This window comes from Rhodococcus sp. WS1 (assembly GCF_003797745.1).
Lineage (GTDB): Bacteria > Actinomycetota > Actinomycetes > Mycobacteriales > Mycobacteriaceae > Rhodococcus_F > Rhodococcus_F erythropolis.
This window is the reverse complement of record NZ_RKLZ01000001.1, coordinates 2,211,119-2,234,439: the sequence shown is the minus strand read 5'-3', so window position 1 is coordinate 2,234,439 and position 23,321 is coordinate 2,211,119. Positions and strand designations below refer to the sequence as shown.

The 23,321-nt window shown below is 62.1% G+C and carries 23 protein-coding genes; 11 read left to right on the top strand and 12 right to left on the bottom strand.

From position 1 onward, the window contains the following. The gene (locus EEB12_RS10345) at positions 1-447 is read left to right on the top strand and encodes a hypothetical protein (RefSeq protein WP_019747080.1); all 447 of its coding nucleotides are present in this window, start codon (positions 1-3) and stop codon (positions 445-447) included. Positions 448-453: 6 nt separating this feature from the next. Here the strand turns inward: EEB12_RS10345 and EEB12_RS10340 are convergent, their stop codons facing one another. After that, the gene (locus tag EEB12_RS10340; RefSeq protein WP_141487730.1) at positions 454-1,662 is read right to left on the bottom strand and encodes a macrolide family glycosyltransferase; all 1,209 of its coding nucleotides are present in this window, start codon (positions 1,660-1,662) and stop codon (positions 454-456) included. Between the two features lie 180 nt (positions 1,663-1,842). Between EEB12_RS10340 and EEB12_RS10335 the strand changes: the two genes are divergently transcribed. Next, complete coding sequence (locus tag EEB12_RS10335; RefSeq protein ID WP_003945505.1) at positions 1,843-2,133, top strand: YiaA/YiaB family inner membrane protein; 291 nt, start codon at positions 1,843-1,845, stop codon at positions 2,131-2,133. On the opposite strand, the gene EEB12_RS10330 is transcribed toward EEB12_RS10335, so the two are convergent. Continuing rightward, positions 2,117-3,238: a sensor histidine kinase gene (locus tag EEB12_RS10330; RefSeq protein ID WP_141487729.1), complete on the bottom strand. Its 1,122-nt coding sequence runs from the start codon at positions 3,236-3,238 to the stop codon at positions 2,117-2,119. The two genes, EEB12_RS10335 and EEB12_RS10330, sit on opposite strands and share 17 nt — an antisense overlap. Continuing rightward, positions 3,235-3,948, bottom strand: coding sequence for a response regulator transcription factor (locus tag EEB12_RS10325; RefSeq protein ID WP_141487728.1), 714 nt, complete (start codon positions 3,946-3,948; stop codon positions 3,235-3,237). The genes EEB12_RS10330 and EEB12_RS10325 overlap by 4 nt, the downstream gene beginning before the upstream one ends. Positions 3,949-4,163: 215 nt before the next feature. Between EEB12_RS10325 and EEB12_RS10320 the strand changes: the two genes are divergently transcribed. Continuing rightward, complete coding sequence (locus tag EEB12_RS10320) at positions 4,164-4,814, top strand: DUF305 domain-containing protein (RefSeq protein ID WP_141487727.1); 651 nt, start codon at positions 4,164-4,166, stop codon at positions 4,812-4,814. A 112-nt stretch (positions 4,815-4,926) separates the two neighbouring features. After that, positions 4,927-7,005 (top strand): heavy metal translocating P-type ATPase, encoded by a 2,079-nt coding sequence (locus tag EEB12_RS10315; RefSeq protein WP_141487726.1) that lies wholly within the window; start codon positions 4,927-4,929, stop codon positions 7,003-7,005. 18 nt (positions 7,006-7,023) lie between these two features. Here the strand turns inward: EEB12_RS10315 and EEB12_RS10310 are convergent, their stop codons facing one another. From EEB12_RS10310 to EEB12_RS10300, 3 genes are all read right to left on the bottom strand, one after another. Beyond that, entirely contained in the window at positions 7,024-7,794 is a 771-nt protein-coding gene (locus tag EEB12_RS10310; protein WP_024487536.1) for an alpha/beta fold hydrolase, read from the bottom strand. 143 nt (positions 7,795-7,937) lie between these two features. Then, positions 7,938-8,477: a hypothetical protein gene (locus EEB12_RS10305; protein ID WP_021343034.1), complete on the bottom strand. Its 540-nt coding sequence runs from the start codon at positions 8,475-8,477 to the stop codon at positions 7,938-7,940. 51 nt (positions 8,478-8,528) lie between these two features. Then, the gene (locus EEB12_RS10300) at positions 8,529-10,130 is read right to left on the bottom strand and encodes an ABC-F family ATP-binding cassette domain-containing protein (RefSeq protein WP_141487725.1); all 1,602 of its coding nucleotides are present in this window, start codon (positions 10,128-10,130) and stop codon (positions 8,529-8,531) included. Between the two features lie 281 nt (positions 10,131-10,411). Here EEB12_RS10300 and EEB12_RS10295 point away from each other — a divergent pair, with 281 nt between their 5' ends. Together EEB12_RS10295 and EEB12_RS10290 are read left to right on the top strand one after the other, a co-directional pair. After that, complete coding sequence (locus EEB12_RS10295; protein ID WP_019747088.1) at positions 10,412-10,867, top strand: VOC family protein; 456 nt, start codon at positions 10,412-10,414, stop codon at positions 10,865-10,867. Then, positions 10,864-11,499, top strand: coding sequence for a flavin reductase family protein (locus EEB12_RS10290; RefSeq protein WP_020906389.1), 636 nt, complete (start codon positions 10,864-10,866; stop codon positions 11,497-11,499). Before EEB12_RS10295 ends, EEB12_RS10290 begins: the two co-directional genes overlap by 4 nt. Here EEB12_RS10290 and EEB12_RS10285 read toward each other — a convergent pair. Continuing rightward, positions 11,466-12,062 carry a MarR family winged helix-turn-helix transcriptional regulator gene (locus EEB12_RS10285; protein ID WP_021333122.1) on the bottom strand — a complete coding sequence of 199 codons (597 nt, stop codon included), beginning with the start codon at positions 12,060-12,062 and terminating at the stop codon, positions 11,466-11,468. The genes EEB12_RS10290 and EEB12_RS10285 overlap by 34 nt on opposite strands. 107 nt (positions 12,063-12,169) lie before the next feature. Between EEB12_RS10285 and hpaH the strand changes: the two genes are divergently transcribed. Continuing rightward, positions 12,170-12,994 carry a 2-oxo-hept-4-ene-1,7-dioate hydratase gene (gene hpaH / locus EEB12_RS10280; protein WP_092765086.1) on the top strand — a complete coding sequence of 275 codons (825 nt, stop codon included), beginning with the start codon at positions 12,170-12,172 and terminating at the stop codon, positions 12,992-12,994. Next, positions 12,991-13,791: an HpcH/HpaI aldolase family protein gene (locus EEB12_RS10275; RefSeq protein WP_020906392.1), complete on the top strand. Its 801-nt coding sequence runs from the start codon at positions 12,991-12,993 to the stop codon at positions 13,789-13,791. Before hpaH ends, EEB12_RS10275 begins: the two co-directional genes overlap by 4 nt. A 14-nt stretch (positions 13,792-13,805) precedes the next feature. On the opposite strand, the gene EEB12_RS10270 is transcribed toward EEB12_RS10275, so the two are convergent. Then, complete coding sequence (locus EEB12_RS10270; RefSeq protein WP_020968571.1) at positions 13,806-14,360, bottom strand: hypothetical protein; 555 nt, start codon at positions 14,358-14,360, stop codon at positions 13,806-13,808. 96 nt (positions 14,361-14,456) lie between these two features. On the opposite strand from EEB12_RS10270, the gene EEB12_RS10265 reads away from it, so the two are divergent. From EEB12_RS10265 to EEB12_RS10255, 3 genes are all read left to right on the top strand, one after another. Further along, positions 14,457-16,274, top strand: coding sequence for a penicillin-binding transpeptidase domain-containing protein (locus EEB12_RS10265; RefSeq protein ID WP_181447622.1), 1,818 nt, complete (start codon positions 14,457-14,459; stop codon positions 16,272-16,274). Between the two features lie 107 nt (positions 16,275-16,381). Next, the gene (locus tag EEB12_RS10260; RefSeq protein ID WP_020968573.1) at positions 16,382-18,061 is read left to right on the top strand and encodes an NTF2-like N-terminal transpeptidase domain-containing protein; all 1,680 of its coding nucleotides are present in this window, start codon (positions 16,382-16,384) and stop codon (positions 18,059-18,061) included. A 30-nt stretch (positions 18,062-18,091) separates the two neighbouring features. Next, positions 18,092-18,829 (top strand): sulfite exporter TauE/SafE family protein, encoded by a 738-nt coding sequence (locus EEB12_RS10255; RefSeq protein ID WP_003945554.1) that lies wholly within the window; start codon positions 18,092-18,094, stop codon positions 18,827-18,829. Positions 18,830-18,835: 6 nt separating this feature from the next. Here the strand turns inward: EEB12_RS10255 and EEB12_RS10250 are convergent, their stop codons facing one another. The 4 genes from EEB12_RS10250 to EEB12_RS10235 form a co-directional block, all read right to left on the bottom strand. Beyond that, positions 18,836-20,308: a peptide MFS transporter gene (locus tag EEB12_RS10250; protein ID WP_019747095.1), complete on the bottom strand. Its 1,473-nt coding sequence runs from the start codon at positions 20,306-20,308 to the stop codon at positions 18,836-18,838. A 57-nt stretch (positions 20,309-20,365) separates the two neighbouring features. Beyond that, entirely contained in the window at positions 20,366-20,743 is a 378-nt protein-coding gene (locus tag EEB12_RS10245; RefSeq protein ID WP_029537615.1) for a DUF3054 domain-containing protein, read from the bottom strand. A 64-nt stretch (positions 20,744-20,807) separates the two neighbouring features. Next, the gene (locus EEB12_RS10240) at positions 20,808-21,356 is read right to left on the bottom strand and encodes a YceI family protein (protein ID WP_019747097.1); all 549 of its coding nucleotides are present in this window, start codon (positions 21,354-21,356) and stop codon (positions 20,808-20,810) included. A 78-nt stretch (positions 21,357-21,434) separates the two neighbouring features. Then, positions 21,435-23,171, bottom strand: coding sequence for a 2-isopropylmalate synthase (locus EEB12_RS10235; RefSeq protein WP_029254569.1), 1,737 nt, complete (start codon positions 23,169-23,171; stop codon positions 21,435-21,437). Positions 23,172-23,321: the final 150 nt, after the last annotated feature.

The following is a 23,321-nucleotide window of genomic DNA, read 5'->3' as shown; positions in this document are numbered from 1 at the left end:
ATGAACAAACAAGCGATGCAGCCACCGGCCAATCAGCCGATCGGATTCTGGACAGCGCGCGCCGGTGAAGCGATTCGCGCGCGCACGCGCGGAGCGCTCGAAGCAATCGGCGTGACCCAGCCGGGGTGGTGGGTCCTGCACCAACTTTCGCTGCACCCTGAAGGGGTGGAGCGAGCTGTCCTCCTGCGAACGATCGGTCCGAACGAATCAACCGACGTGATCGACGCGGCCGTCGACTCTGCTCTCGACCTGGGCTGGGCGCGTGAAGACGAGTCTGTCCTTCTCCCTACTGATGCGGGCACCCAGCAGTTCGATCGCGCCGCGCGGGTACAGCAGATGCTGCAGGAAGAGCGGATGCAGGGAATCAGCGAAGAAGAATTCGTCACCACCATCACGGTTCTGCAGCGAACCGTCAAGAACGTGGGCGGCGACGCCTGGCACTGGTAGCCACCACTACCGCCGCCCGCTGTCTGGCAGGGCGGCCTCGATCAACTCGACGGCACGAGATACACCGCCCGCCGCTGCGAGTTCTTTTGCCAACTCTGCACTGCGTCGGCGGAACTCGTCCGAGCTCACCCGAGTCAGCGCCTCTCGAAGCTCTACTGCCGTGACGGTAGCGCCGTCGACGCGTACTGCGACACCGGCGTCGACGAGTGAGTCGGCGTTGCCGAACTGATCGACGGCTTGCGGCACCGCGATCATGGGCGTGCCGGTCACGAGTCCCTCGCTGGATCCGCCCATACCCGCGTGGGTCACGAACGCGTCGGCCTGCTGCAGAATCGCGAACTGCGGTACCCAGCGGTGTATTTCGACGTTGTCGGGTAGTGGTCCGAGATCCGAGATCTGCACCTGCTTTCCGATCTGGAGGACGACGTGCCAGCCGTCCGTCGGGCCGAAAGCCTCGACGCAGGTGCGATAGAAATCCGGATGATCGGTGAAGGCTGAACCCAGCGAAATCAACACAAGCTTGCGTTCGGGATCCGGGTTCACCCAGGGTTGGTTGCTCGGTTCGAGTGCGGGGCCGACAAACGTGTAGACGTCGCGGTTCACTCGATCGGCGTTGGGCTGCATCGATTCTGCGATCAGCACGATTGCACGGGGTGGGCGTCCGGTGAACTCACGCGGATCGACCTCGACGCCTTCGGCGCGGAAGAACCGGGCCTCCCGATCGAGCAGGTCGACGCCTCTCGGATCGGAACGAATCTCGTCGTACATCGGTGCGGCGTCGTCTTCGTAGCCGTCCCAGGCAACATACGTCGGCGACAACTGGATGATGGGAACGTTCCACTGCTGAGCCAGTATTCGCGCGGGGATCCCGGCGATGTCGTAGAGAAAGAGGTCGGGACGGTCGTCGTCGTAGATTTGGCGCAGCTGCGGCAGCATCGCCTCGTAGTCGTCCTGGAAAATCGTCAACTGATCGATCAGATCCCCATCCCAACTCTTCTCCGGTTCGGCGCCGTCAGGGGAAGGAACGAGGCTGGGCAGCGTGGAGACGTACGGTGCGAATTCAGCCCCGGTCGCCTCGATGACCTCGCGCATCGACTCGTCGTTGGCGTAGGTGACGCGGTGACCGGCGGCGACGAGACGCGCGATGATCGCCAGGCTTGGATTGACGTGGCCAGGTGCCGGAATGCTCACCATGGCGATATGTCTGCGGGTCATCGATCACTCCTGCCGTCTGACTGTTGTCGAACAACAACTGTTCTGGAACAACTCCGGATACCGGACCGAGACTATCCACCAGGATGGGTAACGGCATCTGATTTTTGCCGGGGAAGTACCGTGCGCACTCGAGTAGGACTACGCATCCGAGTGCCGGGATGGGCGAGCAGACTTCGAAGCATGAGCACACCGACAACACCTTCGAAGACCACCGCAGCCTTCTATCTGCAGGCCGGAATAGCCTTTGCCGTCAGTTTTGTCGGCACCCTCCTCGGAATTGCGTATCTTCCGATCGATGCGTGGCAACGCGGATTTCTCGGAATGTCCTTGCTGTTCTTGGTCACCAGTACGTTCACGTTGGCCAAGGTGATTCGTGATCAGCAGGAGGCGTCTACCGTCAGGGTTCGAGTGGACGAGGCTCGACTCGAGAAGTTGATCGCCGAGCACGATCCGTTCAAGGCAGCTGCCTGAGTCCCATCGGCAAAGTGAGGACGAGGGTGCTGCCGAGCGGCTGCTCGTTGCGGCGGGCCGTCAGGTTGCCGCCATGCGCCAGCGCGAGGCTCCTCGCAATGGTGAGTCCCAAACCAGAGCCGTCGGATCGATCACCGCGATGGAAACGGTCGAAGACGGATTCGAGTTGGTCTGCGGGAATTCCGTCACCGGTATCGGTGACGGACACCGTGAGGTGATCACCTTCCCGTGCGAGTGTCACCTTCACCGAACCTCCGGTTGGAGTGTGCCGCAACGCGTTTTCGAGCAGGTTGGCGAGGATCTGTTCGATTCGTTGGCGATCGACCTCGGCCGTGACCGGTTGCGGAGGCAGGGCGGTTGTCAATTCGACTCCACGATCGGCAAAACGTGGCCCCGCTGCTGCCGTTGCGCTGCAGACGATGTCGTCGAGATTCTCGGTCCGGCGATCGAGTTCGAGAGCGTGTTCGTCGGCAGCGGAGACGTCCGCCAGATCGCACGACAGCCGACGCAGACGTTCGAGTTGATCGCGCATCACCGACCACGACGAAGGATCTGTCGGCACAACTCCGTCCTCGATACCGTCCACGTACGCAGCCAAAGTCGATACCGGAGTGCGCAATTCGTGGGCAAGGTCGGCAAGCAGTCGTTTGCGGACCCGATCCGAATGATCAAGGCGTGCAGCCATGTCGGCGAATGCCGTTTCGAGACGCGTGAAATCGGCATCTACGTCGGACCTGCCGATAGTCACGTCGAAGTTCCCGTCGGCGACGCTTTGCGCCGCCTCTGCCAGCATGGTGATCGGTGCCGTGACGCGTCGGACGATGTAGACCGCGGCGATGCCTGCGCCCACCAGCGCGACCGCGATCCCGCACAACAGAGCAATGGTCATGGTCTGAGCGAATGCTTCTTCGGTGTGGGTACGGACATTCGAGTCTTCGATGCCGGCCATCATGAGGTGGTTGTGAAAGAGCGGGGCAGCGACGGCGATGGCAACGGCGGCGATGACGAGGCAGGCGACGAACAGGACGGCGAGCTGCGCGAGCAGTAGTTTTCCGCGTAGCCCGAGTCTTTTCATGACGACCGCGTTCATGACGACCGTGTTCATGACGACCTCAGGGAGTATCCGACGCCCCTGACGGTTCTGATGAACCGCGGATCGGTCGCGTCGTCGCCGAGTTTGCGGCGTAATGCACGGACATGGACGTCGACGATGTGCTGGTCCCCGAACCAGGGCGACCCCCACACCGAGGCGATGATCTCGGCCCGACTCCAGGCTGCGTCGGGTCGGGATGCGAGCGCGGACAACAGGGTGAACTCGGTGGGGGTCAGATCGACCAGGTTGTCGTCGACACGGACCGTGCGGGCCAGGACGTCGATGTCGAGTCCGGGAGGCGTTGGCAGCACTTTCGGCAGCAAACTCGACGCGCGTGGCCGTCTGAGCAGAGCTTTCACTCGCGCAACCAACTCGCGGGGGCCGAAGGGCTTGACCACGTAGTCATCCGCGCCGGCCGCCAGACCCGTCACCTTGTCCGACTCTTCACCGCGGGCGGAGAGCATCAGGATGTACGCGTCCGAGAAGGTGCGGATTCGTCGGCAGACTTCCATGCCGTCGAAGCCCGGGAGCATCAGATCGAGCACGATCAGCGCGGGCTCGAATTCGCGCACCGAACGTACTGCGCTCGGCCCGTCGTGGGCGAGGCGAACGGTGAATCCTTCGCGTGTCAGATAGTTGGCGACAACCTTCGCGAGGGCAGTCTCGTCGTCGACGACAAGAACACGCCCCGATTCCTCACCAGGTCGTAGTTCGGCGCTCATCAAACCGAGGTTAGTCGACTGCGTGTCTGCATTGCTGTCGTGTGGTGGTTTCCGCTCGACTGTGAAGATTCGATGAAGGAAGCCTGTTTGGGCCGGTTATCGGGCTTCGAGGCGGATTTTCGCCGGTAACGTGGCAACTGTGCATGTGCAGCATTGTTGTCAAATCAATTGTGGTGCAGTGCATATCGAACAGAATCAATTCTCGGGAGTGAAACATGTCTTTGACGGTCAGGAAGAGCGCCGCACGGTTCGTACCGGTTGTGGCAGCGGCAGCACTGTTGATTGCCGGATGCTCGGACAACTCCGGGGAGAGCGTCAACCATTCTTCCGAAACAACCAGCGTCGCAGCACAGTCGGAGATTCCTGCGGGTGTCAATGCTGCCGACATCGAGTTTCTCGAAGGGATGTACCCGCATCACGCGCAGGCATTGGACATGGCCAGAATGGTCGACGGTCGAACCGACAATGCCGAACTTCTCTCTCTTGCAGCGCAGATAGAGGCAGCGCAAGGCCCGGAAATGGCTCAGATGACGGAATTGCTGACGAAGTGGGGACGCCCCGATCCTTCGTCGAGTTCGATGGAGGGCATGGATGATTCGGCGCATGCGGGACACGGCGTCGGGATGGCCGAGATGCCGGGCATGATGTCGGCCGACGACATGACCGCCCTCACCGACGCCAGTGGCGCGGAGTTCGACAAGTTGTGGCTGACGATGATGATCGAGCACCACAAGGGTGCCATCACCATGTCCCAGACCGAACTCGACAACGGGCTCGATCCATCGGCGGAAAAGATGGCAGAAGCGATCATTGCCGGTCAGCAGGCGGAAATCACTCAGATGGAAGCGATGTTGAAGGGGAAATGAACGGTTGACCTCGGCCGCGTGACCTTGCTCGGTGGCCGAGTCGGGCATACGTTCGAGGCTGATGGTTTGACCGCTGCAGTGCCGAAATCACACGCGAGGGGATGACCGCCACATGGATCACAGTCAGATGGACCATAGCGAGACGGACCATAGCGCGATGGACCATAGCCAGATGGAGCACGGTGCACACGGTGGTCACGCGGATCATGTCGCACAGTTCCGGACGTTGTTCGCAGTCATGCTGGTAATCGCAGTTCCGGTTGTTGCGGCAGATGCGATGTTCGCTGATCTGGTCGGGTACACATTGCCGGAAAACGCTCTGGTGGAATGGATCTCACCGGTACTCGGCACCGTGATGTACTTCTGGGGAGGCAAGCCGTTCCTCACCGGCGCTGTCGCCGAAATACGTTCTCGGCAACCCGGAATGATGCTTCTGATCGCACTTGCCATCACCGTTGCCTTCTTCGCTTCTTGGGCTGCAAGTCTGCACTGGGTGGATCACACTCTTGATTTCTGGTGGGAGCTCGCGCTTCTGATCGTGATCATGTTGTTGGGTCACTGGATCGAGATGCGTTCGCTCAGTCAGACATCGAGCGCCTTGGATTCGCTTGCCGCTTTGCTGCCCGACGAGGCCGAACGGGTGGTGGGGGAGTCGGTGGAAACCGTGCCCACCGCAGCTCTGGCCACCGGCGACCTGGTGATAGTTCGTCCCGGCGCCCGCGTTCCCTCGGACGGAACGGTCGTCGAGGGAAGCGCCGACATGGACGAATCCATGATCACGGGCGAGTCGAAGACCGTCCGCCGGACTGTCGGAGATCAGGTGGTGGCCGGCACCGTAGCCACCGACTCGGCACTTCGGCTTCGAGTCACCGCTGTGGGAGAAGACACCGCGCTCGCCGGTATCCGGCGCCTGGTCGAACAGGCCCAGAACTCGTCGAGTCGTGCTCAGGTGTTGGCGGACAAGGCCGCTGCTCTGCTGTTCTGGTACGCACTGGGCGCGGCAGTGCTGACCGCGATCGCCTGGAGTATCTGGGGCACACCCGAGAGCGCAGTCACCCGGACGATCACCGTTCTGGTGATCGCCTGCCCGCACGCGCTCGGGTTGGCGATTCCGCTGGTCGTCTCCATCGCGACGGAACGGGCAGCTCGGGCTGGGATTCTGATCACCGACCGCATGGCCCTCGAGGCGATGCGCAACGTAGACACCGTTCTCTTCGACAAGACCGGCACTCTCACCAAGGGGGAGCCCGCAGTGGTCGGTGTGCGCGGCGTCGACGGGTACTCCGACGACGAAGTTCTCAGCGCAGCCGCTGCCGTCGAATTCGACAGCGAACATCCACTCGGGCGCGCCGTCGTCGCAGCAGCGCGGGAGTTGTCGCTCGAATTCACTTCGGGTTCCGACTTTCAGGCGCACAACGGGATCGGGGTTGCTGCGGACGTCGGCGGCGTTCGCGTCGGTGTCGGCGGACCGGGGATGTTGAGATCGGTCGGGGCCACAGCGATCCCGGGGACCGAAGAGTGGCTCAGTGACGGGTCGACGGTCCTGCATGTAGTGCGTGACGAGAAGGTAATCGGCGCATTGGCATTGGCCGACGAGATTCGCCCGGAATCAGCATTGGCCGTCGACGCCCTCCACGCTCGCGGTGTTCGAGTGGCCATGGTCACCGGAGACGCGGAGGCCGTGGCTCATTCGGTCGCCCGCAGACTCGGAATTGACGAGGTCTTCGCCGAGGTGCTTCCTCAGGACAAGGGCGCGCAGGTATCTCGGCTTCAGGCTGCGGGCCACCGCGTTGCGATGGTCGGTGACGGGGTCAACGATGCGCCGGCACTCGCCCAGGCGGATGTGGGTATCGCGATCGGTGCCGGAACCGACGTGGCGATCGCATCGGCGGGAGTTGTTCTGGCCAGCGATGATCCGCGTTCGGTGAGCTCGGTCATCGAGCTGTCCCGCGCCACCTACCGCAAGATGGTTCAGAACCTCTGGTGGGCAGCGGGATACAACGCGATCTCGGTTCCCCTCGCTGCGGGAGTACTGGCGCCCGTCGGGTTTGTGCTGCCGATGGAGGTCGGAGCAATCCTGATGTCGGTATCCACTGTGGTCGTTGCCGCGAATGCCCAGTTGCTGCGACGCTTGGACTTGCGGCAACCACCGGTGACCGCGTTCGAGTCGAGAGTGCTCACACCGCAGTAGTGAGCGGATGAAGGCGGACTACTGTCGGCTGAGGAACGGAACGAGCGCACGCAGCACAGCTTCGGAGTCCGCGACTGCGCTCGCGTGATCAGCCCCCTCGATCACAGTCAAGGCACTGTCCGGGATCAGCGACGCGAGATGCTCGGTATCCGGCAGGCGCTCGCGATCTCTCGATCCGACGAACAACAACGCCGGTGTGGTGATCCGTTGAAGCACGGCGTCGTCGATGCCCTGCTCCTTCTCGGCCCGGCGCATGTAGGCCGCGAGTGCGAGGGCATCGTTGATTCGAAAGGCAGTCGCAGTCTGTGGATCCACCGGTTTGCCGCGCCTCGCGCCCCAACCGCTCAGAAACCCCTCGATACCGCCGCTTTCGAGTGCGTCGATGCAGCCTGGGAAGAACAATGCGTCGAACGCCCCCGTCATCGGCCGGCTACTACCGCCCCCGACGGTCAGCGATCGCACCCGTTCGGAGTGCTCGACAGTCAGCGACATCACCGAGCGCCCGCCGAACGAGTATCCGAGGACGTGCGCCGGTTCGAACGGAGACTCCGTGTCGAGGATCTCCAGGAGATCGCCGACCACCAGATCCATTGCATACGAATCGGAGTCGTGTGGTTTGTCACTGCGTCCGTGACCCCGCATGTCGACGAGGATCAGACGATACTGTTCCTGGAGCGCCTTGACGTACCCGAAGCCACGCCAGATGGAGCGCGACAACGCTGTGCCGTGCACCATCAACAGGGGTGGGCCATCGCCCACGATCTGATAGGCGATCCGCGCACCGTCCACCGGATTTCTCACGTCGTGCAACACCCGTCCAGTATGGGTGCCAGCTACTACGCACACGAACTCGAGTAGTCGTCCGGAGCCATTCCGACGGATGCCGTGAACTTTCACGACCAGTCGAGCAATCAACTCGGCCTCCCTCAGAGCTACCGGTCACTGCCCGGCCGGGCAGTACCCACCGTTCCAAGCAGTGCATCGGTGAAGGGGTCTGCCGTGCTGACGCCTGCGGCTATGCCCCGAAGCAGAGCCTCGAAATCAGTGGCAACTACGGTGACCTCCTCGAACTCAGGCTCTCCCCCACGGACAACCTGACCGTCCGGTGCGAGCGCCAGGTACTCGTACCCATTGCGTACCGACAGCAGAACCGGGAGGTGAGTGGACCAGAAGGCGTTGATCGCCGCGCGCTCAGCCGGCCCGGAAGCGACCGCCAGGCTCTCGTGCCGGAACGCATTCCAAGGAAACGCCTCATCACTGACGCCGACTCCACCGGCATAGTTCTCCGCCGAGAGAAACCACACCTGGTCGTCGGAACTGGCAAGTACGGAGAACGAACTCGCCCACACGATGAGTTGATCACAAACGCCGACCAGCGGTTGCGGAACTGGGGCAGAGGCCGATCGAGTAGGTTCTTCGCGAACCCAACCTGCGATCGACAGCGCGGCGGTTGCGTCGAGGTGAAGGCACATCGCCCCACAGTAAGGCCAGACCGTCTCGCACCGATAGCGTCAACCGTCGGCCTACTCGGGATCGATGTCCTGAATACCATTCTCGTCCATGCTGATCCATCGCGTTATGCCGATGTCGCGCAGGAACGGCAGATCGTGACTCACCACCACCATGGCACCGCGGAAATCGGAAAGTGCCTGCGTGAGGTGAGCGAGACTCGGTAGGTCCAGGTTGTTTGTCGGCTCGTCGAGAAGAAGCAGCTGGGGCGCGGGTTCGGCCAGAAGGATCGTCGCTAACGCCGCGCGCAATCGTTCACCGCCGGAGAGCGCAGAAGCCAACACATCGGAATCCGTTCCCCGGAAAAGGAACCGTGCCAACTGCCCACGAATTTCCTCGGCTGTCGCGTGTGGCGCGGCCAAAGCGACGTTGTCCGCCACCGAGAGATTCTCGTCGAACACGTCGAGACGTTGGGGGAGCGCACGAGAGGCTACGAACGGAGTCGACGCAGCGAGTGCATCGAGCAATGTTGTCTTGCCGATTCCGTTGCGTCCCAGTAGCGCAATCCGCTCCGGCCCGGTGATCTGGAGCGATACCCCTTGGCCGCTCCGCAACGTCACCTCGGCGAGCCGCGCAACCTGCTGCCCCGGATGAACCTCTGTAGCAGGAAGGTCCAGGCGAATCTCGCGATCGTCTCGAAGGAGTTCCTCTGCCTCCGACAGGGCGGACTTGGCCTCGTCCACCTTCCCGATATGGTTGAGGGCCAGCTTTCCGGCCGAAACTTGGGCTTGGCGTTTTCGTTCCTGCGCGATAATCAGTGGCACCCGCTTGTTCTCGAACATCTTCTGCCCATAGCGCTTACGTCGGTCCAGCTTTGTTCGAGCGTCGATCAGCTCGCGGCTCTGCTTCGCCAGATCGGCCTTGGCGTCGCGAACGGTGGCGAGTGCGTTTTCCTGCTCAGCGGTCACGACCTCCTGGTAGTGCGAGTAGTTGCCGCCGAACACGCGTAGATCGCCCCGACGTAGTTCGACCGTGTACTCCGCGGTGTCGAGCAGTTCCCGGTCGTGGCTGACGATCAGTACGGTTCCCGGAAACTGTTGGACTGCAGCATGAACTCGTGATCGAGCGTCGCGGTCCAGGTTGTTGGTCGGCTCGTCGAGGAGCAGCACCTGCGGATTCTTCAGCAGCGTTGCGGTCAGGCCGAGTAGGACGGTCTCTCCGCCTGAGAGGGTGCCGACGGTTCGGCTCAGTGCCGCCGTATCCGGAACTACCTTCGCGAGGCCGAGTCGATGCAAGGTGGAGAGAGCGCTCTCCTCGATATCCCAGTTGTTGTCCACGAGTGCAAAGTCGGACTCGGATCCGTCACCGGTTTCGATGCGGTGCAAAGCGTTTCGTAGTTCGTGGATACCGAGGATGCCGTCCACCCGAACACTCGGATCGAGTGTGATGTCCTGACGGAGGTAGCCGACCTCGCCGGAAGCGGTTACTGATCCGGATCCCGGTGAGAGCTCTCCCGCGATCAATCGCAGCAGAGTCGACTTTCCCGATCCGTTAAGTCCCACGAGACCGACACGGCCACTGGGGAATACGAAGTTGGTGCGGGAAAAGACTGATTCGCCGTCCGGCCAGATGAAGGTGAGATCCGAGAGCGACAGAGAAGGATGGGATTGGGTCATGAGTACTCCAGAGGGTGCTTGGACTGTGCGCCCGGCTCAGCAATTGCTGATGGGTGCGAGTGCCTTCGCGTGATGAACCTCTAGAGGAGCAACGGCCCGTTTCCTGTTCTGTCGGGAATGATTCGTGTTCCAGGCTAACGCGGTCGACCTGGCGGTGCAATGGGTTATTCGAGTCCGGCTCCTTGTGATCTTGACAATAGGCAAACGCATCGGCATTGTTACGCCTGCCAGATGATATGGCTGCCATACTAAATATGCGAGCAAGTATCAGGGAGGAAATCATGGCCGTAGAGGTACTCGAGTTGCATCACATCGGGTTGGGGATGGGGAATGACATCGCCGACCGAACCCGCGACTACTACCGGGACGTTCTCAATCTGACCCAGGATGCGGGACGCTGGCACATTCCCGGCATTCATGGTTACTTCCTCGATATTCCGAGTGACGTGCAGATTCATCTTCTCGGTAGCGACGGACCTTCGCCCTACAGCAAGGGGCCGGGCAAGGATCCGGTGGAAAATCACATAGCGCTCGCGGTCGCTGACATCGGGGCCGCCGAACGTGAACTGGACAAGCTCGGTGTTGAGTACTTTGCTCTGGACAACGTCGCCTCGCCCGACCTCAAGCAGTTGTTCGTGCGTGACCCGGCCGGCAACCTCGTCGAACTCCACCAGGTCGGATTGTGCAGATGCCGTAAGAGCCTGCGCGCCCAGCCTGCGGCCGGTGCGAACGAATGATTTTCGACGTGGGGGAGATGGCACCGAAGTCTCGCTACAACCTCCTCGCCTCCCTCATCGTTCCGAGACCGATAGCCTGGATCACGACGGTGGACGTCAGGGGCTCGGTGAACGCCGCCCCGTTCTCGTTCTTCAATCTGATGTCGGGAACGCCACCGCTCGTGTGCATCGGGATCGGCGCTCGTGAGGGAATTCCGAAGGATACTGCTCGAAATATCGGCTACACAGGTGAGTTCGTGATCAATCTTGTAGATCTCGAGTCTGTCGAGAGTATGAATATCACCGCCGGAGACTATCCAGCCGCAGTCGACGAAACGGCTGTCGCGGGTCTGGAACTGGTTGCTTCACAGAGCATTGCGCCCCCTCGGTTGGCAAGAGCACCAGTTTCGTTGGAATGCGTGGAACAACAGACGTTGTCGATCGGCTACGGGCGATCGATCGTGGTCGGCGAGATCACGACCGCACATGTCGACGACGAGCACGTGTTGGATCCGAGCCGAGGCCACATCGACGGTGCTTCGCTCGATCTCGTGGGGCGAATGCACGGTGGCGGTTGGTACACAACCACTTCCGACCCGTTCAGACTCGCTCGGGTCGATCAGCCTTCAGTCGAGTCCGGATCTTTGAAATGAGTCCACCACTTGCCGAGGATTCGGCCGAGGTCTTTTCGGTCTCGATCGGACAGAGGGGCGAGGAGGTCACGGCAAGCCTCTTCGAAGGCAGGAACCGTCTCCGCGACAGTGCCTTTCCCGATTTCCGTGATCTGGATGGGAGTGGACCGGCGGTCGGTCCCGGTCCGAGTGCGCTCGACGAATTCGCGCTTCTCGAGCCAGTCGAGGACGCCGGTTGCACTGGCACGGGAGATCCCGAAGTAATCCGAGATGCCGCTCGGTGTCTGCCGCATGTATGGCTCGTCTGTGTCGCTGATCGCCTGAGCGGCAAAGATGAGCAGAACGTCGAGCTTTCGTTCGGAAATCTCGAACGGTTCGAGGCTTCGGTTCACCGAACCGATGATGTCGTCGGCCAGCCACAGCGCGAGCAGCCCCAGTCGAGCAGCGGCAGGGTCGTCGGCAGATCCGTACTGGTCGAACATTGCCAGGACGGGTTCCATAGCTTCATCAGCGGTCCGTTTGCTGCGCTCGGCATTTGTTCCCGCCGCGCCGCGCCGATCGGCATTTGTTCCCGTCGCTTCCACGAATCGAGCTTACAAGTCTGCAGGCCGACCGCGGCAATGCGGCGGAAGCGTCTCGCGCGCGGATCGCTGCACTCACCTCCCCCAGAAATCTCGACAGCAGGAGCGTCATGCTGACTGAACGTCAAATACGGACCGCCGCCGAAGAACTCGACCAAGCAGAGCTGTCCGGTGTGCAGGTCGGACAGCTCTCCCTCGGATATCCGAAGATGGACCTCGACGACGCCTATGCAATTCAGACCGCATGGGTCGCGAGAAAGCTTGCCAGGGGCAGGACGATCATCGGTCACAAGATCGGGTTGACTTCGAAGGTGATGCAGCGTGCGTCGAACATCACCGAACCTGACCACGGGGTACTGCTCGACGACATGCTCTTTGCCGACGGTTCCGAGATACCCAATGGGCGCTTCATTGTTCCGCGGGTGGAGGTGGAGCTGGCGTTTGTCCTCGATCGGGACCTCAGTGGCCCCGGCGTCACACTGTACGACGTACTCGACGCGACGCGGTATGTCGTTCCGGCGGTGGAGATCATCGACGCGCGGATCGTGCAGGTCGACCCGGGATCAGGTCGAACACGAACAGTGTTCGACACCATCTCGGACAATGCAGCGAACGCCGGAATCATTCTCGGTGGGCGTCCGGTGGTACCGAACGAGACCGATCTGCGCTGGGTGTCAGCGCTCTGCTATCGAAACGCAGTTGTCGAGGAAAGCGGAGTAGCTGCCGCGGTCCTGAATCATCCGGCAATCGGTGTTGCGTGGCTCGCGAACAAACTCGGACGTCTCGGTGTCGGACTGAAAGCCGGCCACGTGATTCTTGCCGGCTCGTTCACCCGTCCGATCCAGGCGCAGCCGGGGGACACCTTTCACATCGACTACGGCTCGCTCGGCACCGTCTCGTGTCGGTTCGCCGAGACCGGACAAGGGGAACAATGACAACCAAGCCGTTCAAGGTCGCGCTTCGGTCCGATACTGCTCCCGCCCTCGGTTTGTGGCTCGGGCTCGGTGAAGCGGTCACTGCCGAGATATGCGCCGGGGCCGGGTTCGACTGGGTGTTGATCGACTCCGAGCACGGTCCGAACGACCTCCGGTCGGTGGCGGATCAGTTGCGAGCTGTTGCAGCTGATGCGGTCGAACCGATCGTGCGCCCGCCAAGCACCGACGCCGTTGATATCAAGAGACTTCTGGACATCGGCGTGAGAACGCTACTGCTGCCGATGGTCGAATCCGGTTCAGCGGCGAGGGATGCCGTTGCCGCAACACGATATCCGCCGTTCGGGAACCGCGGCGTCGGTAGCGCCCTCGCTCGCGCCTCACGATGGAACAGAGATGTCGACTACCTCGAAAATTCCGCGGACGGAATAACTCTCATCGCGCAGATCGAAACCCCCGGCGCTGTGGCGAACATCGGCGATATTGCGGGCACAGCCGGTATCGACGCTGTCTTTGTGGGCTTGTCGGACCTCGCTGCGACGTCGGGTCATCTCGGACAGCCGCTGCATCCGCAGGTGCAGGAGGCATTTCGATTCGTGGTGGACGAGTGCACACGAATCGGAGTTCCGGTGGGAACTTTGGCGGGGTCGGACGCCGTGGCCGACTTTGCGATCGGTCTCGGTTGTCGATTCGTGGCAATCGGGACCGACGTCGCGGTGCTGGTTCGAGGCTGTGAGACCTTGTTGGAAAGGTATCGTGCTCCGAAAGCTACTCGTGGAGTTGAAGTCTCGGTCTACTGAAAATCGCACGGTCCTCAGATTTTCGGGCCTTCGGACCGAAGATCGTCGACCTTCGACATTGCTTCGCGGAGTTCCGTGAGCCATTGTTCGCTGTGCTTGCCCGCCAACCGGACTGTCCACATGAGAGCGTCCGCTCGCGAGCGAGCAACTCCCGCGTCCACCAAGGTGTCGAGAACCTTGCGTTCGGGCTGACGTAGTCGTGTCATCACCGGAACTGCGAGATGTGTGAACAGGACGGTCTTTTCGTCCAGGCGTACACCCCAGGCGACCTTGCGTCCGTAGCGAGCCTCGGCCTCGTCGGCGATGCGCATCCGGTCGGCGCGCGTGGTTTCACGAAAGCGCGAGATCCTTCCGTCCGCGGCGGCCTCGCCACCGTCGACTGACGGGAGTTCACCGATCACGACGATTTCTTCGCGGTCGACCTGGACGTCGGCGGTCCCGGTGAACCAGTCATCTGGAAGTCGACCGGCAAACCAGTCGGACGCATCACTCGCGTCGGGAACCGATGCTTGTTGCCAACCTCCGGGACGGCCGAACCTGCGGTCGCCGGAGCTTTGTGAGTTCTTCATGGCGTTCTCCTCGGAAAGCTGGTGGAGCATGACGTGCGTTTATTGCACTGATTACATGATTACACCGATAGTCGAACCGGCGCCACAAATTCGGGCATGATCGGAGTCGTGCGCCTTTCACACGCTCGTCAGAGCTTCCGAACTTTCCGTCGTCCCGTGGCTGCCGTGGCTCTGGGGGTATTGGCCGCAGGATCGGTAGTTGCCTGCAGTTCTGGCCCTGATCAGCCGAAATCAGTGGCAGAGGAGTTCGCCTCCGCGCTCACGTCGGATGACGTACAAGCGGCGGCAGCCCTGACCACCGATCCGGCGGCGGCCTCGACTGCGATTTCGGCTCTGATCGACGGGCTGGGCAAGGACGAGGGAACATTCACCGTCTCCGACGCCACCGAGTCCGGTGATTCTGCGGGGACGTTCACACTCGATGCGGCGTGGAAGTTCGGTGAAGGTCAGGACTGGAACTACTCGACGCAGGGAAGCGCGTCGAAAAGCGGGGACAACTGGCTGATCCAGTGGGACCCGGCGCTGCTGGCCCCGGACCTGACCTCCTCGACCACTCTGCGCTACACGCCCACGACCGGTGCGCCGCCGTCCGTGCTGGACGCGGCGGGTCAGCCGATCATGGAGCAACAGGTGGTGACGCTGGTCAATCTGGATTCCGCTGCGGTTCCTCCGGTGGACACGGCAGCCGTGGCCGCCCTGCTCTCGCCCGTCGCACCGACGATCACGGCGGCATCGCTCAGCGGCGACCTTGCGTCGGCGAACGGGAAGCCGGTCACCGCAATCACTTTGCGTGCCGAGGATCTTGCACCGATCGAAGAGCGGTTGGCGGCGATTCCCGGAGTGAGCTTGGCGCCGCAAGCGCGGTTGCTCTCGGTGGACAAAACTTTGGCGTCGCCGACGTTCAGTGGGCTGTCCGATCTGTGGCAGGAGGGGCAGGACAAATCCGCAGGCTGGGCGGTGCAGCAGGTGAAGCAGAACGGAACCGTCACCACCGTCGCCGGCCAAGACGGGCCGGTTGCTCCGAACATCGCGACCACCATCGACCGACCACTGCAGCTCGCCGCCGAGAACGCGCTCGCCGGGGTGACGCAACAGGCGGCGATCGTAGCGCTACAGCCGTCGACCGGAGCGGTGTTGGCGGTGGCCCAGAATGCCCCCGCCGACGCACAGGGCCCCATTGCGTTGACCGGCCTGTACCCGCCGGGGTCCACGTTCAAGACCGTGACGACCTCCGCGGCGCTGCAAGCCGGCGTCGCTACACCGGACACCGTTCTGGCGTGCCCGGGTACCGAGAACATCGAGGGCCGTCAGATCCCCAACGACGACGAGTTCGACCTCGGATCGGTTCCGCTGCACACCGCGTTCGCGAAGTCGTGCAACACCACCATGGCCAGGATGGCCGTCGGTCTGCCTGCCGATGCTCTACACAACGCGGCTCTGCAGTTCGGGCTTGGCGTCGACTACGTCACTCCGGGCCTCACGACGGTGACGGGCAACGTCCCCGATGCGAACACACCCGCCGAACGCGTCGAGTCCGCGATCGGACAGGGCACGGTGACCGCCACGCCTTTCGGGATGGCTCTCGTGGCGGCCTCGATCGCCAACGGGACGACACCCGCGCCGATGTTGGTCAAGGGACAGCCCGGCGTGGCAGATCAGACCGTGGCACCCGCGCCCACCGAGGTGACCGAACAGTTGCGGGTGATGATGCGCGAGACCGTCACAGGCGGTACGGCAACGTCGTTGCAGGACATTCCGGGGCTTCTGGGCAAGACCGGTACGGCCGAAACCGAAGGTGGTCCAGCACACGGGTGGTTTGTCGGAATCAAGGGAGATCTCGCATTTGCGGTGTTCATTGCCGGCGCGGACAGCTCTTCGCCTGCGGTGCAGGTAGCGGGCACTTTTCTGCGCTGAAACCTGTTTTCCGTTGCAGTTGGATCACGCCGTCGTAGCTCAACCGTGACACGTTCGTAGGCATCCCGTGCTTGTTACTCGTGTGACAGAAGTAAAGAGTTACATGCATGGGGCCCGGAGGACAGCACAACCGTCGTGGAAAATATGTCGTTGCTTCGATAACTGCTGTCGTTCTGACAGTGGCGCTCGCGTCATGTGTCATCGGTGGGGAGAAGAAAACCGACGCCGCTTCGGTGGTGGAAGACTTCGTCACCGCCCTCAACAACCACGACGCCGAAGCTGCTGCGGCGCTCACGTCGTACCCCAACGCAGCCCGGCCCTCGATCCAGCAGATGTTCGACGGACTGGCCGCCAAGTCCACCGACTTCGACGTCGCTCAGGTCATGGATCTGGGTAGCGACTCCGGACTCTTCACACTCGACGCGTCCTGGAACTTCGGCGAAGGCAAGGACTGGAGCTACCAGTCGCAGGGCGAGGTTCGCGATCTTTCCGTCGGTTGGCGGGTGTCCTGGGACCCGTCAGTCCTGGTTCCCGACCTCGGAAACGGGCGCACCGTCTCGTACACCCGCACCGACGCTGCGCCGCCGAAGGTCGTCGACAGCACGGGCACCCTGCTCATGAACGAGCAGACCATCAACGCGATCACTCTCGACCCGGCGACCATGCCGGACCCCGTCGACACCACTCGTCGCCTCGCCGCAGTTCTCGAACCCGTCGCACCGTTGGTGACCTCGGAGTCGATGCTGGCCGACCTCGCGGCCAACCCGGGCAAGCCCGTCACCGCCGTACTGCTCCGCGATCCCGACTACGCGTACCTGGAAAGCGATTTTGCAATCCCCGGCGTCGTCGTGGTCAAGACACCCAAGCTGATCGCCTCCGATCGTCGTATCAACTCGCCGCTCCTGGACCCGCTTCGGACCGTGTGGCAGGCCAATCGCGACGCCACCGCCGGTTGGGCGGTCAACCTGGTGGAGTCCAACGGATTCCCGATCAAACAAGCCGGCTTCCAAGGACCTCCCGGCCCCGACGTCGCCGCAACCCTCGACTCGCACGCTCAACTCGCTGCGATCGAAGCCGTCGTCAGTGCAGGTACTCCCGCCGCCATCGTCGCGATCCGCCCGTCGGACGGCGCCATTCTGGCTGCAGCACAGAACAATCAGGCCATCGAACAGGGCCCGATCGCATTCACCGGGTTGCGCCCGGCCGGCGGCGCCCTCGATTTGGTCCGCCTCGCATCGTCGATGCAGAACGGCGTCGACCCCGGATCTGTGTCACCCGAACAGTTGGCCGACACCGGGCAGCAACTCGGACTCGGCAACGGCTTCCACATTCAGGGACTCGATCAGCAGACGGCAGTACTTGCCGCGAACCGCCCCGGCGTGGACCAGGCGATGAACAACGTCATGGCCAACAAGACGTCCAACGACGCGGACGCGCCGACAGTGACTCCGTTCGGAATGGCGATGCTTGCGGCATCGATCGCCCGCGGCAGTGCCCCGCTGCCGATGATGGTCTTCGGACAACCGGCTACCGCCGACGTCACGCCGACGGCATTGCCCGGCGACGTCAACAATCGTCTGCGCGACGCCATGCGAGGGGCCGGCGGACTGGCCGGGTACCCGGACATGATGGCGGCCGGTGCAGCGAGCGGTGACGATCGTTGGTTCTACGGATCGCGCGGAGACTTCGCGTTTGCAGTGTTCGTCGCAGACGCCGACGGCGGCGATCGAGCAATGCAGATGACGGACAAGCTCTTCCAGGAACTCGGCAAGCCTGCCGACAAGTAGTACCAGGCACCGCGGGTAGATTCCTGGTTCGTGAACCTGCTCGATTTCCTTTTCCTCGTCGTAGCGGGATTCTTCAGCGGTCTAGTCGGTTTTGTCACCGGTCTCGCATCGATTGTTTCGTATCCGGCGCTGCTGAGCGTCGGGCTTTCGCCGGTCAGCGCGAACATGACCAATACCGTCGCGTTGGTGGCCGTCGGCGTCGGCGCATTGGCGAACTCGTCCCGTGAAGTTGCCGACACCGGTCCGAAACTTGTTCGCTGGTCTCTCTATTCGGCTGCCGGTGGCATCATCGGTGCCCTGATTCTGTGGCTGGCACCGGAAGGTTCGTTCGAATCCGTTGTGCCGGCGATGGTTGTGTTCGCCTCGCTCGCGCTGCTACTGCAACCGAAGATTCGTGAGTTGTCCGGCGGCGGTGACCGTCCCGGAATCTACTCGGCCGCACTGTTTGCCGTCGCGGTCTACGGCGGCTATTTCGGTGCCGGTGCCGGCGTCATCTTCCTGGCCGCGACGCTCATCCTCACTTCCGAAACGGTGTGGCGTGCAACGATCCTGAAGAGCTTCTTTCTCGGCATTGCCAATCTTGTGGCTGCACTCATCTTCGCCTTCTCCGGACAGGTGCATTGGGTGGCCGCGTTGGCGATGGCGCTCGGAGCGTTGGCCGGAGGTTGGTGTGGCCCGCCCGTAGTCAAGAAAATCCCGCCATCGGTACTGCGTGTGGCAGTAGCGATAGCGGGATTCGTGTTGGCTCTGTGGTTGTGGGTGAAGTGAGACCGCCTACTTCACGCCCTGCATCAGCTTCTTGATCCAGGGTGAGGCAAGAGCAAGAAGTACTCCGATTCCGATTGACGAGAAACCGATGATCAGGAAGAACGGGCGACTGTCGTCGATGTCGAAGTAACCGGCCAAGGTTCCCGCCATCGAAGAACCCAACGCAACGGACAAGAAGAACAACGCCACCATCTGGGTGTGGAAATGCTCGGGCGCGAGTTTGGTTGCAAGGGAAAGGCCGACGGGGGACAGGAAGAGTTCCGCGAAGGTGAAGAGCAGAAGCACTCCGGCAAGGCCGAGGAGCGGTGCACTGTTCGGTCCGCCACCGGTGATCGGGATGAACGCCAGGAACGCCAGACCCATCGTGCCGGTACCGAGCGCGAACTTGATCGGCGACGACGGCTGACGGTCACCGAGTTTTGTCCACATCGCTGCAAACACACCGGCAAAGATGATGATGAACACCGGATTGATCGACTGCACCCACGTCGGCGGGAAGTCCCAACCGAAGAGATTGCGGTCCAGGAGTTTGTCGGAGATCACCGGCACGGTGGTGAACTGCTGCTGAAACAGCGACCAGAAGGCCGCGCTCGCAATGAACATCGGGATGAACGCAAAGACTCGACTGCGTTCGACCTTGGTCACCTTCTTGCTGGTGAGCATGAGGAGGAAGTAACCGACCGACGCGACGATCGTGAGTCCGACAACGACGTCGGACATGTTGTCCGCGGTGATCAAACCGGTGATCGAGGCGACCGCGACGACGACGATCGCAGCAATGCCGATCCCGATGTAGAGCGCGCGCTTGTCCGCGGGCAACGGGTTGCCGGGCTCGGCTCCGATTCCGTGAAGATGCTTCCGACCCAGCGTGTACTGGATCAGGCCGAGAGCCATGCCGACGGCGGCGAGAGCAAAACCGGCATGGAATCCCCAGGCGTCCTGGACGGCTCCGGTGAGCAGTGGACCGACAAGACCGCCGATGTTGATGCCCATGTAGAAGATGGAGAATCCGGCGTCGCGGCGATTGTCCTGTTCGGAATAGAGGTCTCCGACCAGAGAGGTCGCATTGGCCTTCAAACCGCCGCTGCCGAAGGCGACCATGACCAGGCCGACGCCCACACCCCACATGCCAGGAAGAACAGACAAGGCGATGTGGCCGGCCATCACCAGCGAAGCGCTGTAGAAGAGCGTGCGCTCGGAGCCGAGAAGTCGGTCCGCCACCCACGCGCCGAGAATCGTCGACAGATAGACGGTGCCGCCGTATGCGCCGACGATGCTGGTCGCTGCCGCCTGACTGATGCCGAGGCCGCCGTCGCTGACGCTGTAGTACAGGTAGTAGATGAGGATGCCTTGCATCCCGTAGAAGGAGAATCTCTCCCACATCTCGACGCCGAACAGGTTCGCCAGCGCAAAGGGTTGGCCGAAGAACCCCCGGTCTTCTTTCTCGCTACGTTCGACGGGCTCCGTAGTGTTGCTCATTCGAAAAGTGTCCTACGTGCTCGGGCATTTCGGGTGGTTCCGAGCCGTGGAGTTTGGTTACGACTTGGTGCGGATTTTCACTACCAGCGGAGCGAGTGCGCGCCAACCGAGAAGGAACGCGCCGAGGACCAGCGTCGCGACGACGATGAAGCTGAATTGGGTGCCCTGGCCACTCAACACTCGCAGGATCATGCCGATGACGACGGCGCCGAGCCAAACGACAATGCCGGTGGGAAGAAGGAGAACGGCGTTGAACTTGTCGCGGTACAGCGCGAACGTGGCAGCCCATCCGATCACCAGGCCGGTCAGGAAGGGCCACGATGTCTTCGCCAGACCGGCGAGCGCATTGGCTTCTTCGTGGGTACGGCGCCCTATCGCGCAGAAGATTATGACAAGAATGGCGTCGATCAGCAGGAATGGTGCGTACTTCTTCACGCTCACACCATACGACTGTGCGCCTTTATTAACCGCGGGCGGTTAATAAAGGCGCACAGTGCTGTTAGGCCTGGAGGCCGGCTTCGATCTCGAGGGTGATCGTGATCTTGTCGCCGACAACTGCTCCGCCGCCTTCGAGGGGCATCTCGATGGAGATGTCGAAGTCCTTGCGGTTGATGACGGTGGTGGCTTCGAATCCGGCGACGGGGCCCTGGCCCATGCCCGGGTTGACGCCGTTGAACTCGAGGTTCAGCTCGACCTCGCGGGTGACGCCGTGGAGCGTGAAGTCGCCGGCGAGGACGAAGTCGCTGCCCTTGGAGCGCACTGCGGTGGACTTGAAGGTGGCCTTCGGGAACTTCTCGACGTCGAAGAAGTCAGCGGACTTGATGTGGCCGTCGCGCTGCTCGTTCTTGGTGTTGATGGAGTCCACGGAGATCTCGGCCTCGACGGCGGGGGTTCCGTCTTCGGCAACGGTGATCGTTCCCGAGAACTCGTCGAACGTTCCACGAACCTTGGAAACCATGAGGTGGCGAACCGAGAATCCGACAGTGGAGTGGACGGTGTCGATGACCCAGGTTCCGGCGGTCAATGTGGGCAAGGTTGCGGTGGTCATGGAAGCTCCTGAATAAGTAGTTGAATGTTCAAGTTCTTGTAGCTTCAACTATGGACCCCTGGAAATCCTTCCGCAAGATCATGTGAGCTGCATCACAGTTTGTGTACTGGCGGCATAGACCGCGTGAAGCGCCGACGCTGTCACTGACTGATGCACCGCAATGCCCCAGCGCCCTTCGCCGTTCACCACGCATTCTGCGATGGTGACTGCCGAATTCGCACTACCGGAAGACTCCGGGTTGCGGGGCAGTGAATGCTGGGTGAGCGAGACGACCTCGACGTCCGAGCCCTGTTCCGTCAGGATCTTGCTCAATGCCTCGACCGGCCCGGACGCACTCGCGGCGGCGGTGACCTCGCGTCCGTCGCGATCAATGGCGATGAACAACTGATCACCGTCGGCGGTGTGTTCCAGTGAGTACCGACGCACTCCTCCGTTGTACCCGTACTCGCGCAGCAGCAGTTTCCACAGCTGGTCGGCGGTCATTTCGGTGCCCGAGTCGTCGGTCTCGAGCTGCACCCGCGAGGCGAAGTCGATTTGCAGGCGCCGCGGGAGTTCGACCCCGTACTCGGTCTGCAACAGATAAGCGATTCCGCCTTTGCCCGACTGGCTGTTCACACGAATCACCGCCTGGTAATCGCGGCCGACGTCGGCGGGGTCGATCGGCAGATAGGGGACTGCCCACGGCGCCGATCCCGGATCGACGCCGGCAGCCTCCGCACTCTCGTAGTGATGGGCGAAGCCCTTCTTGATCGCATCCTGGTGGGTTCCGGAAAATGCCGTGTACACGAGATCGCCGCCGTACGGGTGGCGCTCGTGGACGGGAATTCTGTTGCAGTACTCCACCGTTCGACGGATCTTGTCGATGTCGGAGAAGTCGATTTCCGGATCGACGCCCTGTGCATGCAGATTCAGCCCCAGCGTGACCAGGTCGACGTTGCCCGTGCGCTCGCCGTTGCCGAACAGGCATCCCTCGACGCGCTGCGCGCCGGCCAGTACTGCCAGTTCGGCACATGCAACCCCGGTGCCGCGGTCGTTGTGCGGGTGGACCGAGAGAATCACCGAATCGCGTCGGGCCAGGTTCTGGTGCATGTATTCGATCTGGTCGGCATAGATGTTGGGGGTGGCGATTTCGACTGTGGCAGGCAGGTTGTGGATGACCGGGCGGTCGGGACTGGCGTCCCAGAGTTCGGTGAGGCTGTTGCAGACCTGCAGGATGTAATCGGGTTCGGTGAGGTTGAAGACCTCGGGGGAGAACTCGAATCGCCACCCGTCGTGGCCTTCGCCGCCACGGGCCACGTCCTGCGCCGCGCGGAAAATCATGTCGTGCAACTCTTCTCGCTCTTTGCCGAGAACCACGTTTCGCCACGTCGGCGCAGTCGCGGTGTACATGTGGACGACCGCGTTTGGCAGTCCCTCGATCGACTGGTACGTCCGATCGATCAAATCCGTACGCGCGGCGGTGAATACGACGATGGTGACGTCGTCGGGAACGAGATCGAACCGCACCAGGTCGCGAACGAAATCGAAATCGGTCTGGCTCGCAGAGGGATAGCCGACCTCGATTTCCTTGTAGCCGATCGCCACCATCAGTTCGAACATTCGGCGCTTGCGTTCGGGGTCCATCGGTTCTGCGAGGGCTTGATTACCGTCACGCAGATCGACGGGCACCCACAGGGGCGCCGCGGTGGTGCGATTGGACGGCCACGTTCGGTCGAAGGTCGGAATGTCGACGCGATCCCACGCGGCGCGATAGCGCTCGGACGGCATGGGTGACGGCTTCTGGTTGTTCCAGCGGTTGGCGCGGGTAGTACTCATCTTCGGTTTCTCCTGCGGTCGAGTCGAGAGACCAGCATGGCGAAACCCCGCGGAGGGGTGCCGGTCTGTCAGGCCCCGCCGCGGCAGTCGAGAAGGAGTGCTCCTGTAGCCATGCGGGCTACACTAGAACGAAATCACTTATCAGACAAC